We start from the raw sequence: 13,822 nt of genomic DNA, 5'->3' as shown, positions 1-13,822 counted from the left end.
GAGGATCAGCCGAAGAGGCCGGCGTCCTCTGTCCATGCTCATCATTTTCTCCAAACGGGTCCAGGCACCGTGGAGTGCCGAGAGGTTGCAGGCCAATGAAGGCGAATGTCGGACGAATCCTGTGCGGACTGACCGCGTTGCTATTGACCGGGGGAATTGCCCAAGGAATGCCGGGCATGGACATGACCGGAGGGGTCGGCGCCGAGCCTCCCTCCACTTCGCACCCCATGGGCGGAGGACTGGCATCCGCGGGCTCGAACTTCGAGATCACCTACAGCGCCGACGGCAAGACGGCCCTGTTCACGTCGACCCGCCCCGGGAGCATCGAGTCGGGGACACCCTACAACTTCGATATCTGGATGGCCCATAAGGTCGACGGCGTGTGGCAGCCGCCCGTCCCGCTGGGGCCGGGTATCGACCCGACCGTCGGCCCGAATCTCAACACGCCGGCCTGGGAATTAGAGGCCAGTTTCTCCGACGACGGCAAACTGATCTATTTCACGCGATACCAGGCCGGCAACCTGTCGACCGGCGATCTGTACGTCGCGCAGCAGGTAGACGGTGTCTGGCAGCCGGCCCGGAGTTGGAACGACGTGCCCGAACTGCCGCACCTCAACACCCCGACCGGCGAGGAACATTGCCCTGTCATCGCCTCCGACAGCCTGATTTACTTCAACTACCAGCAGCCCGGCGTCACGCAGGACAGCGATGTCTGGAAGGTCGAAAAGAAGAATGGCGTCTGGCAACCGCCGCAGAGCCTGGGACCTCGCCTCAACTCACCGTACCGCGATCATTTGCACTGGACCGGCCTGTCACGCGACGGCCAGAGCCTGATCGTCACCAGCAACCGGCCCGACCTCGCCTCGCGTGGCGGGCACGACGAATGGATTGCGTACCGGAACGCGAAGGGTGACTGGCAGGAACCCCTGAATCTGGGCGATACGATCAATACTGCCGGCGAGGACATGTGCTGGACCTTCACGCCCGACGGTCAGCAGTTCACCGGCGGCTGGGGGCCGCGGGGCAGCTTTGACTTCACGCCGCGCTGGGTCAGCAAGAACGACATTCCCTTGTTGAAGAACTTCGAGCCCATCGGTCCCCCGCCGAACCTGCTCGCGGCCCACCCGGTGAAATAATGGCAACACCGCGCGCCGCGCGAATTGCGGAAGCGCGGCCGTTACCATTCACCCCCCATTGCTGGGAAGTGGGAGCGGGTCGGGAGGGCGAGACCGTCTGCGGGAGGGAACCCGCAGGCTAGCCTCCAGGGACGGATTCACGGCGCGTCTCGGCTTCCCCGCCCGCTCCCGCGAGGGGGAGGCGTGAACCGTTACGCCCGGCCCGGGTCCGACGCCTAAATCACTCGCTTTGGAGTACGTTCATGACCGGCTATGTCGACGATGTGGTGATCCCCTACGACCGCGACCTGGGGCCCGTGCTGTTCGAGCATTACGGGGCTGACACGGCCCGCCGCATTGCCGAACTCGCGCCCCGGGATGTACTCGAGATCGCCGCGGGTACCGGTATCGTCACCCGCCATCTGCGGAACCTGATGCCGGAGACCTCCCACCTGACGGCCATCGACATCAGCGATTCGATGATGGAACTGGCCCGCAGCAAGTTCCGCCCGGGCGAGCGCATCACGTTTCAGAATGCCGATGCGATGGCGCTGCCTTTTGACGACGAAACCTTCGACGCGATCGTCTGCCAATTCGGCGTGATGTTCTTCGACAAGGCGGTAGCTTTCCGGGAAGCCTATCGGACCCTCAAGCGCGGCGGACGCTATCTGTTCCGCGTCTGGGACTCGGAACACTACAATCCGTTCGCCAGCGTCAGCTTCGAGGTCTTCAAGCGATTCTTCCCGGACAACCCGCCCCGCTTCCTGCTCGACCCCGTGGCCTGCCACCAGATCGACCCGATCAAGGAAAAGCTGCTGCGCGCCGGTTTCGACCCCATCGTGATCTCCGTGCAGCGCCACGAGTATGAGATTCTCGATGTCTCCGCCTTTGCCAGGGCGCTGGTCTACACCCCGGTTCTGTTCGAAATCCGGGACCGCGGCGGCGTCGATCCCGAGGCGATCACCGACGCCCTGGCCGAGGCGTTCCGCAAGGAACTGGGCAGCAGCCCCATGCGCTATCCGATGCAGGCCATCCTGTTCGAAACCGGGAAGCGCTAACCCAGGAATGTCGCGACGCCGGGTTGTCGCAGCCTCGCCGGGCGGTTCCGTCGCGGCATGCGCGTACCGGGATCATGCGCGCCGGGGCCAATAATCTCGTCGCCGGCACCTTCAGCGTCTAACGCATCCGTCGCACCAGCGGCCCATCGAAGTGGGCGCTGATTTCCAGCGCCTGCGGTGCGGTTTGCGGCTGCGGGTGTACGATGCACCAGAGCGTTTGCCACCGGGTGCCGTTCCGGGCGCGCTCAGGTCGTCTGATCAGACGAATTCCCGCTGCTCGCGGAGGACCGCACCATGCACGTGACATTCGAACAAGCGCAACAAGCCATCGAGGCCGCGATTCGCAAGGCCAATGCATTGCACACCCAAATGTGCATCGCCGTGGTCGATTCAGGCGCGGAGCTGAAAGCTTTCGCCCGTATGGACGATGCCTGGGTAGGCAGTGTCGACATTGCCATCAAGAAAGCCAAGACCGCCTGCCTCTTCGGCATGACGACAGGACAGATCGGCAGCCTGTCGCAGCCCGGCGGACCCCTGTACGGCATCGAACATTCCAATGGCGGACTCATCACCTTCCCGGGCGGCGTCCCGATCGTCACCGAACAGGGCGTATTGATCGGGGGCCTGGGTGTCAGCGGCAGTTCGGTGGAGAACGACCATCTCGTCGCCCAGGCCGGCGTCGAAGTGATCGGCGTGGCTGCCCTCCCTGACCATCCCTGGCGGACCTGACCTCGGCCGACTTCCGCAGCGCCCTCGCGACCCGTTCAATCCCCTGCCCTGTCGTTTTGTCGATCACGGCGGGAGAGGCACAAGGTGCGAGGGCTTTCCGAAACGTGGCGCGGCCGCTTCGCCGTCCCGCGCCGCGATACCCTTAACGCGCAGTTTCTCCTCACGTCGCACGATCAGACGCTTACAACGTTTGGTCCTGGCTAACCATCCCTGCAGCGCGGGAAGCCCAGCACACACCGGCACTTCCTCAGGTCTTCAGCCTCCCGCGAAAGTGTATCTCTATGCCGAAATATTCCTATTTTCAGGCGATGAACACTCCGCACAAGGGTGTACAAAAATAGGAGAATGTACCTATTTAATAGGCAATCTCTCCAATAGACATATCGCATAACTTTGATTAGTGTTTATTCCATAGAAAACCGACAAAAGCCAAGGCTCTTGTCGAAAGGGAAACTGGCCTGGCTCGCCGTGACGCGCAGCGAGGCTGAGCATGGCAATCGCATGAAGACTACGAGTGATGTCGTGCGCCCGGCGCACGCTACGAGATATCGCTGCAGGTGCTTGACATCGTGCGCACGGCGCTACGAGATGCTTCTACAGTAGCGTGCGCAGTGCGCACGAAACCACTGTAGCGAGTGCAGTGCGCACGAACCTACTCCATGCGATTGCCCTGCGAGGCTGACGCGGATCGAGACATGATTGGTAAACGATCTCTCTGGATCAAAATACATCACGCTGCGATTCTTACGACGGGATAAGCAAGCAGATATCCAACGATTGCGATCGTAGAGATACCTCACCGGGCCGGCTGGGCAATAATCAAGCCTGGGAAAGGCTTGCCTCATCGGAGGCCAATGCCATGAACGCCCACGACCATGACCTGCCGCGCACACCGAGCGCACGGAACGCCGGTCGATCAGAACCCCGCCTCATTGGGACAGGCAGGGTATCGCGTCCCCCGCCGGATTGCGGGCCAGGCGCGAACCACACGCCGATGTCGCTATCGCTAGGCCCCTCCACTGGAATGCCCGCCGCCCGCGGGGAAGGACGGAAAGAGGCAACTGTGCGACCGCGGTGGGGCAAGCGCTTCCGACCGGGTGTCAGTGGTAACCATTCACCACCCCTTTGCTGGGTCGTGGGAGCGGGTCGGGAGCGCGAGACCGTCTGCGAGACGGAACCCGCAGTCGAGCCTCCAGGGATGGATTCACGGCGTGTCTCGGCTTCCCCGCCCGCTCCCGCGAGGGGGAGGCGTGAACCGTTACGCGTCAGTGGCGTCCTTGCCGGTCTTGGCCTGCTGCTCGCACTGTGCGGCAACGAGGGTTGGGCGGCGTCGATCTCCATTGCCGCGGGCACGGCGCCGGCCGCACGGGCTGATGGCTTGTGCTCGCTGGTCGAGGCGATCATAAACGCCAACCGCGATGCCAGGACACACGCCGACTGCCCGCCCGGCAGCGGGCCTGATGTGATCGTGCTGCCGTCCGACAGTACCCAGTCGCTCACTGCTGTCGACAACCGATCCTATGGAGCAACCGGGCTACCGGTGGTGACGTCGGAGATCACGATCGAAGGCAAGAACAGTCGCATCGTCCGCGCCAGCTCCGCACCGGCGTTTCGTCTGGCGACCGTGACCGGCAAGCTCATCCTGAAGAATGTCACACTGCAGGGCGGCGCACAGCCGACCTGGGACAACGCCAGTGGCGTCCGCAATGGGGGCTGCGGCATCCTGATTTCGCAAGGAACCGTCCACCTGGAAAACAGCACGGTATGCGATAACGCATGCTACTACCGCGGCGGAGGCATCTATAACCACTACGGCCAGCTCAGGGTTACCAACAGCCTGATTACGCGCAATAGCGGAAGTACCGGCGGCGGCCTGGCTCAATACCATGGCACGGCCGAAGTGACCGATTCGGTTATCTCCGAAAACCTCGCCAACAAGAACGATGGCGGTGGAATCTACAATGGTGCCAGCAACCTGACCCTGAGCCATTCGACCGTCAGGGATAACCGGGCCAACTATGGAGGCGGGATACGTCAGGAATGGGATAGCCGCAGTACGATAAGTGACAGCAATATCCTGGACAATCACGCCATAACCTCGGGCGGTGGGATCGAGAATGGTGCGTTCGCTTCGCTGACCATCTGCTCAAGCACGATCGCGCGGAATAGCTCGGACGGCCGAGGCGGCGGTCTCACCGGCACCATGTCGCACAACGGCACGCTGGTCGTGAATACCACCATCAGTGGTAACACCGCTGGCACCACGGGCGGAGGGGTCTCGATCTGGGGTGAGGGCGTCACGACGCTGACGCGCAGCACCATCGCCTTCAATCACGCCAACGGCAGTGGCGGAGGCCTGTTTACCGCCAACAGCCCGACGCTGTTGTCGAACACGCTGGTAACCGGCAATAGCGCTGACGGCACCGGCCCCGAGATGGTTTGCCAGGGTGCGCTTTGCTCGCGTTACGCCACGGTCAACCACTTCAACCTCTTCGGTTATGCGGGGCGGGCCGGCCTGGTCGGCTTCTCGCCCGGGACGCGCGATATCGTCCCCACTCAACCGCTGGCCGCGATCCTGGACAGTGCGCTCGAAGACAATGGGGGCGCCACGCTCACGCATGCCCTGCTGCCTGGAAGTGCGGCCATCGACGCCGGTGACCCCGATTTCGAGAAGGTGATCTACGGCCGCACTGACATCTACGACCAGCGCGGACCCGGCTTCCTGCGCCTCGGCGGCTCACACATGGACATCGGAGCCTTCGAGGTCCAGCCCTGAGGGGCAGGAACGGACGAGAGGCCCGATCGGCAGCCGTGTCGGGCCATCGCCTCAGTGGCAGCGCAACGGCATGCCCAACACAATGGGGGAACGACGATGAACGACAAACCAGGAATCACCAATCGACGCGCATTTCTGAATAGTCTGGCCGCGGGCGGCTTGGCGCTCAGTTTGTCCGCATCGAGCAATCTCGCGCAGGCTGCCCCGCTTGCGGTTCAACTGCGACACGTCGGCGGACCGGATCGCCCGTACCAGACGGTGCAGGCAGCGCTCGACTCCATCTCCGATGCCGCGCGCGACCGGCCGTACCTGATACTCGTCGATCCCGGGTGCTACGACCTGAGCGAGAATCGCAGGCCCGTGGTGCTGCGGCCCTATATCAGCGTTGCCGGAACGAATCGCCAGTCAACGATCTTTCGCACCAGCGACGACCTCAATTTCCGTATCGCGAGTTACACGAGCGTATCCAACCTCACGATTCAACATCGGTGCTCCATGGGAGGCTCCGCCGCCCTTTTCGGAAGCACCGGGACTCTAAACAGTTTTCTCGTCGACTCGGTCGATGTGACCGTCGAGGGCACCGCAAGCGGCTTCCGCTCACTCGGTTACGTGGACCTTGGGGAATTCCGCAATGTGGCCATAGTCACCGAGGGAACCGGCATCGAGATCGCCGGCGGCGGGCATGTCTATATCCATGACTGCAACATCCACCTGATTTCCGGCCAGACCGGAGGCGATCACATCGGCGTTGTCGGCGCCAACTACTGTCGGATCTTTGTCTTCGGCGGAAAGCTTGGAACCGGTTACGGATATCCCGACATCGCCGACCCCACCGGGAGCGTCATCGGCTGCTTGGCGCGCCCCAATGCAACCGGCCGTATTCATTTGTTCAGCGTGTGGTCCATCTGTCGGAACATGTCGAAGGACCCTGGCATCTCCGTCAATTGCGTTCGCAATGAATCCAGGGAGCTGCGCATCCGGCTATTCGATTCCTACCTGCAGAGTGAGGCCAGCAGTCTTGCCGCGACCCGGACCCTATGCAGCGTGGGTGGAGGGAAAATCGAGGTCTATGGGACCCGCTATGCCATGTGCGGCTCCGAAATGATCTTCAGCGCGAACCAGATCGGGCTGCAGCGATACGATGCGAGCGCCAATGGAACCACGATCGGCGGCAATAACAGCGGCCCGACCAATGGCGGGTTGATTTTGCTGGATGCCTCTCAGGGGCCCTTCACGCTGTACCTGCCGAGCCCGTCGAACAGCATACCCACCGAGCAGTTCATCTTCAAAAAGGTCGACAGGACCGCCAATGCGGTCACGCTGAGTGCCGGCCGGACAACGATCGATGGCTCACGTCTCTACCGCCTGACCGCACCCTTCCAACGCTTGCACGTGAGATTCGCTGACTCGGCGTACTACGTCGTGGGGTGAGACGTTCGCACCAACCTTGCCGCACATTTCGACCAGGAGGGCGCCTGGTGAGCAGCCGCCAAGGAGTCCACGACATCATTTCGCCTCGTGGGCAGTTGCAAGAGTCCTAGCGCAGAGTGCGGGCCGCCGGACGGGCCCACGATCCGGAATTCGGTGGCTTTGTTCGCCGCCGACACGCCGTTGGATGCTCGACAAGCCCCCGGCGCCTTCCCCGACCGAGGAGCGGGCGCTCTGCCATTCGGCGGCGCCGTGCCGAGCCGTGGCAGCGACATTCCGAAAACCGCGCTCGATTCTCGGAGCACCGGCGTTCCCGCTCCGAAACTCGGTCTTGATTCTTTTCTAATCGGCGTCGGGATTCCATCAACCGAGAGCCATGTTCCGAGCGTCGAGCTCGACTCAAAAATTATCGGCGCCGGTTCTGCGAGAATCCCGGGCGAGACTCCGAGAACCGGTGTCGACTCTCTGAGTATCCCCGTCGATGCTCTGAGATCCTCGGTCGACTCTTTTTATGCCGAGCTCGACTCTCCGAATATCGGCGTCGGAGTTCCGAGTATGGCCGTCGAGTCTTTTAGCGCCGACCGGGGTGTTTTACGGATCGAGAGCGGGCGACGGAGCGTCCCATCGGTGAATGCGGGAAGAGGCATCGCGTTGCGGATGGCCACACACACTGCCCTATACACCGCGTTCGGTCGTTCGGGCGAAACATGTCCCCAGCCGGAACCGGCGGTTCGATCTCATAGGTGAAGAGCGGAATCACCACGTCCTGCGTGAACAGCCGCTCGATCTGACTGTCCGTACCATCGAGCGGGTCGTCCGAGATGATCGAGCTCGAGCGAAACACCTCGAAAAATGGAATCGCGACGAGCCGGTAATCGGCATCCCGTATGAACTTCAGCGCGGCTTTCGAAGGAACCGTGGCCAGGTGGAATACCGCAGCCAACGAATTACGGGCAATCTGATGCTTCAATGAGGCGGAGGCATGAAAGCCTCGGAAAACCCGAGATACCGCCTGACGTGGTCATCGACGCCGGAACGTGGCTCCAATGAGGCCGAGGCATCAAAGCCTCGGAAAACAAAAGGACATTGAAAAGGCTATCGTCAACCTGTTCGGGCTTCAATGAGGCCGAGGCATGAAAGCCTCGGAAAACAAGCCGAACCGGACGATACGGAGTCAGCGCCGATCAAGCTTCAATGAGGCCGAGGCATGAAAGCCTCGGAAAACGATGAATTTCGCGGCGCGGCGCAGATCGCGCAGCAGCTTCAATGAGGCCGAGGCATCAAAGCCTCGGAAAACCGCATTGGAACGCGGTTTGAGGAACAGTTAGCGGCGCTTCAATGAGGCCGAGGCATGAAAGCCTCGGAAAACATGCCGCGCAAGGCTTTCGAGCGCGCATTCCCGGGCGTGCTTCAATGAGGCCGAGGCATGAAAGCCTCGGAAAACGGGATATTCGCGCCGATGTCGTTTACCGTGACCGTGCTTCAATGAGGCCGAGGCATGAAAGCCTCGGAAAACGGCCTGTTCCATCTCATTGATGGCGGGGCATTTGTGCCGCTTCAATGAGGCCGAGGCATGAAAGCCTCGGAAAACGCGGCTTTCCTTTCGCTGTCGGTGCGGGCCGGACCAAGATGCTTCAATGAGGCCGAGGCATGAAAGCCTCGGAAAACGTGATCAGTGTCCGGGGGGGCGGGCGATGATCACCGCGCTTCAATGAGGCCGAGGCATGAAAGCCTCGGAAAACTAGCGGACTGGTCGCTAATGAAACCATCGGCAACCTGCTTCAATGAGGCCGAGGCATGAAAGCCTCGGAAAACAGCCGCCTTTCGCACCCTTGGTGGGTGCGGCTTCCAGCGGCTATGCGCGAGCGGTCCCGAAAGAACCCAATGGAAAGGGTAAAAAACGGGTACCGGAATCGCATCGCCCGGTAAATTTACTCGATTGTTAAAGAACTTGCACCTCGCGAGTGCTACCGGCCTTCCGAGCGGCACCGCACCGCTCGCGAACGCGCGGCAGGCGCTTCAGACGATGGTCGCGCTGCGTTCGATGGCCTCGAAAGGCCGGCCGATGGTCCGAACCTTGGGAACGACGCTTTCCGCGGGACCTATGTCGACAATGAGGACATGGTCCTCGGTCTGGTCGATCTCATCGGCGAGCCCAGCCTCCAGTTTCAACAGGGATATTCGGTCCAGCCGGCACTGGAACACCGAATACTGTAACCACTCGCCATGACCGCACATGATCTTGTAGACCTGACGCCAACGCCTCGGACAGGCGATGTCGTAACTGATGAAGTACAGATGCTCCATGGCTCACCGTGTCACGAAATTGGGGTACTCCGGGATTTCGCCGGACAGATGGCGAATCAGTAACCGGGACTGCACTTCCAGCAGACGCCGATAGCTGATGCGATAGCCAAACAGCGGATGCGTCACTTCCTGTTCCATGCGACGCTCGAAAGCGGCGATGAAACGTTTGCGCCCGGCGTCCTTCAAGGCGCAACTTCCGGCGGCGGTGACAAAGTCATCCGGCTTGATCTCGCCGAGTTTGATGGCCGTGATCACCGTCGAATCGGCCAGCAGCGGTCGGAATGGCTCCATCATGTCGAGGGCCAGAGCCGGCCGGCCAAAGCGCGGCTGATGGTAGAAGCCGCGGTAGGGGTCGAGGCCGACCGCCGACAACGCGATGGTCCATTCCCGAACCACCATGGCATAGGCGAACGAGAGCAGCGCGTTGACCGGATCCCTCGGAGGACGCCGATTCCGGCCGTTGAAATCGAAAGCCCAGGCGTCACCGCTCCCCTTCAGCATCCGCGAGAAGTGGCCGAAATAGCGGCTCGCGGCGGTGCCCTCCACGCCGAGCAACTGCTCCAGCGAACGGCAGCTCTGCGCTTGTCGCAGATCCCGCTTCAAAGTCGCCAGCACCGTGTCCTTGCTCGTGTCCGTATCGTTCGACACCGCATTCCTCCGCAGTAGCGTGCGGCAATTCGCGATCTTCGCCGCCACCCAGGACCGTGCCAGTCGCAGGCTGCAGTCGTCATCGAAACTGGCGCGATACTGATGGGTGCGTGTTTCGACATTCCGATGGCCGGTGCCGACCGTGTGGCCCATGAACCAACCCCCGTAAGACATCCACGAAACCGGGATCTCGCGGCGGAACAAGTCGTGCAGCAACGGGGTGGTCAGGGTGGTGGAACCAAACAGCACGACCTGGGATGTGTCGTTCAAATGCACCTCGGCGACCCGTTCCCGCTCGACCTCGATGGCAATGTTTTCGCCATCCTTGCGGACATAGGCTCGGGGCGACTGAACGTACAGCGGCAGCGCCCGCTCATTGGCCGGAAAGATCGGACGCGGTGGCTCGCCGGAGCGTTTGAGGAAGCGGAGTTCATCCGGCAAGCAGATCCCGACCAGAGAGCAGCGGGGGCATTTCGGACTGTCCTCCAGCGGTTCCGGAATCGGCCCTGCGGGCAACTGACGGGCACCTTCGATGGCCGCCCGCGTCAACCCGATCAACGAGTCGTCGAAGGCGACCCGCACTCGTTCGCGCGAACCGCTGAAATAGATCCAGCCGCCCTCGGCGCGGTAACCGTGCTGTCGCAACAACAAGCCCTGGGCACACAATTGGACCCGTTCTGGGTCATAGGCACCCGCAGCGACATGCGGTCGCTTGCCGCGCTTGTAGTCGATCGGGGCGACTTCATCGCCCTCCCCTTCCACCAAATCCAGCTTGGCCGTGATACCCAGTTCGGGCGAACTCAGCGAGACGGATGTCGCATGGATCTTTTGGTCATCTTGCGGCTCATTGGGAAGTTCCCCGGAGGGGCGATCGACCCGCTTGTGACGGATGCTGCCGTCCACCGTGTCGGCACTGGCGGCAAATTCGCCCTGCACCCATTCCAGGTACGCAAGGCGCGGGCAGTAGACGTATTCGTTCAACATGCGAACGGGGACCAAAGCAACCTCCTCGACGGCGCTGGCTTGGGCGTCAGTCATAACAACCCCCGGGTGGTGTGTCCTTATCGTGTGAACGGGATCGGCCGGCTGCCTTCGATTCCCCCTCGCGTCCAACCGGTGAGGGGCAGCTTCCGACAGGCGGTAGCCAGAACCTCGCGGTAGCCGGCCTCGCCATATAGCGTGTAGTACTACACGTGTTACGGACCGTCATAGATGAGTACCCTGAGCATACGATTACCCGAAGCCCTCGAACGGCAGCTGCAGGAGGAAGCCCGCAAGGCCGATAAAACGCGCTCGGAACTGGTCCGTGACATCGTGGCGGAGTACCTGACGCGCCTGGAACTTGAGCGGTTCATGGCGGAACTGGCGCAGGAAGCCCGCCAGGGCTACGCCGACGCGGAACTGCGCCGCGAAGCGCTGGAGTTGGCCGAGGACTTCCTACCTCTGGAACAGGTCGTGATCGACCAGCCCCGCGCCCTCGACCGTGATCGCATCGGCGAAGGCCCACTCGTTACGCTGACCACCGGGGAAATGGAGGCGGTGGAAAGATCGCTGCGCGCGGTGTTGGGGATGTAAGGCGCGCGTGGTTGCTTTATCCGGCGCATCGCTCGGTTCTGTTCCTGCTAATGCCGCCCATGCAGTGGCGATGAACGACTGATGTTCCCTGTCGACATTGCGACCCCGGAGTCGGCTCACCCGGGTTCGGCTCTGAATAGCCCGCCACCCGCATGACTGTCGCGTCCCAGCAAGATGGGGCCAGGAACGGCGACGGCAAACTTGAGGCGAGCAAACGCTCGAACACCGCCGCGCGGGCCGGCGAGCACGTCAAGGATCTCGACATCCGGATTGGGCAGCGCTCGCCTCAGGCATTCAAGCCGCATGTCTTCGGCCAGCGCCGCGGGCTCCGACTCCTGCCGCTTCGGAAAGCGAGTGGGAACGTAAGGCGACACGCTGACCCAGTCTCGGGATCGCTGGGCAAACGGGTTGTCTTCCGAGAGCTCCTTCGCCGCACCAAACTCGAACACACCGAGCCGCCCTGCTCGCACCGTCTCCAAGCCTGTCGTCACTCGCTCGAATGCTCGCCGATCGCTCTGCGAAGGTTTCACCCTCCGATCCACCCGCCAGGGGGCGATGACCAATAGCTGATCGATCAGCCCGTCTCCGTCGTTGTCATCGGCGGCAAGGAATACATGGTCGTGCCGCCCGGAGTGCGCAGCAGATCCGTCAGGCTCATGGCCAGAGAAAAGACGGGAGACCGTTCCAGAGAGGTCGCGATCCAGTGCCATCAGGCTACGCCGTACCGCCTCGACGAAACCTGAACGCTCGGAGATCGACGGGAGATTGCCGGATGATAAAGGCAGGACGACAGCGTCTCGTATGCTGTCGCGCACTGGCCGCAAAAAACCCAAGCCATAGTAGCGTCCATCGCCGATCAGAATCGGGCCGGGCACCGGATTGGTGAACTCGATTTCCAAGTGATGAAGCCGATCGGGCGTGAATCGTGCCCCATGGGCGAAGGACTTGGCGCATTCACCCCTTGCGTCGAAGGACTCCCGTTGCACTCGACGCACCGTTGCCTTTCCCTCCAGGCCTGCATGGCGCAGTGCTTCCACGGCGGCGAAGCTCACTGCGGCCGCGGTCAGGGCATGCTCGCTGCCATTGCGTTGCCCGCGGCTGCGGGGAACGGGGAGAACAACAGGGGTTACCGTGCGCCATGTTCGTGATCGGTGCGCACCTTCTGCGCCGATGCCGTAGTGCCACAGCATCCTTGTGTCGACGGCAGGGATCAGCACCGGACCAGCTTCAGAGAGAATTTCCCCTGACACGGGGTCAGTGCCCAGATTCAACCCCGAGAATGCCCAACGGATGTCAGCGACGGGAATGGGGCAGTTAGGCGGCACCTCAACCAAGACTCTGCGAACGTCCTGGTTGGTCTGGGCGTGGCCAATGGAAGGCAGCGGGATGATGCGGATGCGGAGGGCCTTGTCGGCCTCACTGGCGCCCCTACCTATGACGATCTTTTCTACGAGTTTCGGGTGGTGCGGCTGCAGGCGATGAGCCGCATGATCGCGGAGGGCTTCGGCGAACCCGGCGATTGTCGCCAGCGGTTGTGGCGAGAAAAGGCTGTCAGACCCATTTTCCCGGATGTCGTAAAGAAATCGACTGGGCGGACAGCCGTAGCCCACTTCGTCGAAGATCGCGGGTGGTGCCTGCCGGAAGTTGCCGTCCTTAAGCCGGACCAATTGTGCAGCATGCCGTTTAAGCAAGGAATCCAGCGATAGGTTCTTCCGCGGGCAACGCAAGGTTAATCCAGCGCCACCAGGCGTGGGTCGATAAATCAGGCCCTCATATTCCTTGAGCCGCCGCTCTGCCTCTCCCGCATCGATCACTTCAGCTGCAGCGTAAGCCATGTCCACGCCGCGTCCGAATTGGTAAAGCAGTTCAGCCAGCCGAGTGACGGTATCCGCGTGACCATCATCGGTGTCGAAGGTCCACACATAGACGACCGGAATTTTCTGGTCAAATAGTTGTGGGCGGAAGTTCTTGGGGTCGCGCTTCTGCGCCGCGCGAGCCAAATTCCCGCCGAAAGCGTCCGCACCATTCCGCGGCACATAGTAGGTGGTATTGGCCGTATGGCGGGCTTTAGGCACAGCGATGATGGGTGGGCGTTGACACTCCAGCCAGCTTAACAGGATGGTGAAAAACCGCTCTGAAATTCCCCTTACCTTTCCCGCCGAACCAAATCGGCTGGGTGCGGGGTC

9 protein-coding genes and 1 CRISPR repeat array are annotated in these 13,822 nt (G+C 61.9%); of the genes, 6 read left to right on the top strand and 3 right to left on the bottom strand.

Going from position 1 to position 13,822, the window contains the following annotated elements:
* The first annotated feature begins 95 nt into the window (after positions 1-95).
* From ACW73L_RS09220 to ACW73L_RS09200, 5 genes are all read left to right on the top strand, one after another.
* A complete protein-coding gene (locus ACW73L_RS09220; RefSeq protein WP_498921588.1) occupies positions 96-1,136 on the top strand; it encodes a TolB-like translocation protein in 1,041 nt (346 codons plus the stop codon).
* A 242-nt stretch (positions 1,137-1,378) separates the two neighbouring features.
* Entirely contained in the window at positions 1,379-2,173 is a 795-nt protein-coding gene (locus tag ACW73L_RS09215) for a class I SAM-dependent methyltransferase (RefSeq protein ID WP_498921587.1), read from the top strand.
* Between the two features lie 294 nt (positions 2,174-2,467).
* Positions 2,468-2,902 carry a GlcG/HbpS family heme-binding protein gene (locus tag ACW73L_RS09210; protein ID WP_498921586.1) on the top strand — a complete coding sequence of 145 codons (435 nt, stop codon included), beginning with the start codon at positions 2,468-2,470 and terminating at the stop codon, positions 2,900-2,902.
* A gap of 1,198 nt (positions 2,903-4,100) precedes the next feature.
* Entirely contained in the window at positions 4,101-5,678 is a 1,578-nt protein-coding gene (locus tag ACW73L_RS09205) for a choice-of-anchor Q domain-containing protein (RefSeq protein ID WP_498921584.1), read from the top strand.
* A gap of 96 nt (positions 5,679-5,774) precedes the next feature.
* Positions 5,775-7,109, top strand: coding sequence for a hypothetical protein (locus ACW73L_RS09200; protein ID WP_498921582.1), 1,335 nt, complete (start codon positions 5,775-5,777; stop codon positions 7,107-7,109).
* Between the two features lie 960 nt (positions 7,110-8,069).
* A CRISPR array of direct repeats spans positions 8,070-8,921; the repeat unit is 37 nt; unit sequence GCTTCAATGAGGCCGAGGCATGAAAGCCTCGGAAAAC.
* 204 nt (positions 8,922-9,125) lie between these two features.
* On the opposite strand, the gene cas2 is transcribed toward ACW73L_RS09200, so the two are convergent.
* Positions 9,126-9,413 (bottom strand): CRISPR-associated endonuclease Cas2, encoded by a 288-nt coding sequence (cas2, locus tag ACW73L_RS09195; RefSeq protein ID WP_498921580.1) that lies wholly within the window; start codon positions 9,411-9,413, stop codon positions 9,126-9,128.
* Positions 9,414-9,416: 3 nt separating this feature from the next.
* On the bottom strand, positions 9,417-11,099 hold the full coding sequence (gene cas4g/cas1g, locus ACW73L_RS09190; RefSeq protein WP_498921578.1) for a CRISPR-associated endonuclease Cas4g/Cas1g: 1,683 nt from the start codon (positions 11,097-11,099) through the stop codon (positions 9,417-9,419).
* A gap of 174 nt (positions 11,100-11,273) precedes the next feature.
* On the opposite strand from cas4g/cas1g, the gene ACW73L_RS09185 reads away from it, so the two are divergent.
* Positions 11,274-11,636, top strand: coding sequence for a ribbon-helix-helix protein, CopG family (locus tag ACW73L_RS09185; protein ID WP_498921576.1), 363 nt, complete (start codon positions 11,274-11,276; stop codon positions 11,634-11,636).
* 116 nt (positions 11,637-11,752) lie between these two features.
* On the opposite strand, the gene csb2 is transcribed toward ACW73L_RS09185, so the two are convergent.
* Positions 11,753-13,822, bottom strand: a 2,070-nt coding sequence (gene csb2, locus ACW73L_RS09180) for a type I-G CRISPR-associated protein Csb2 (RefSeq protein WP_498921574.1), incomplete at its 5' end; no start/stop codon positions are given.

It is taken from the genome of Methylolobus aquaticus, assembly GCF_054172105.1.
Note: the sequence above shows the minus strand (reverse complement) of the source record. Positions and strands in the feature narration are given on the sequence as shown.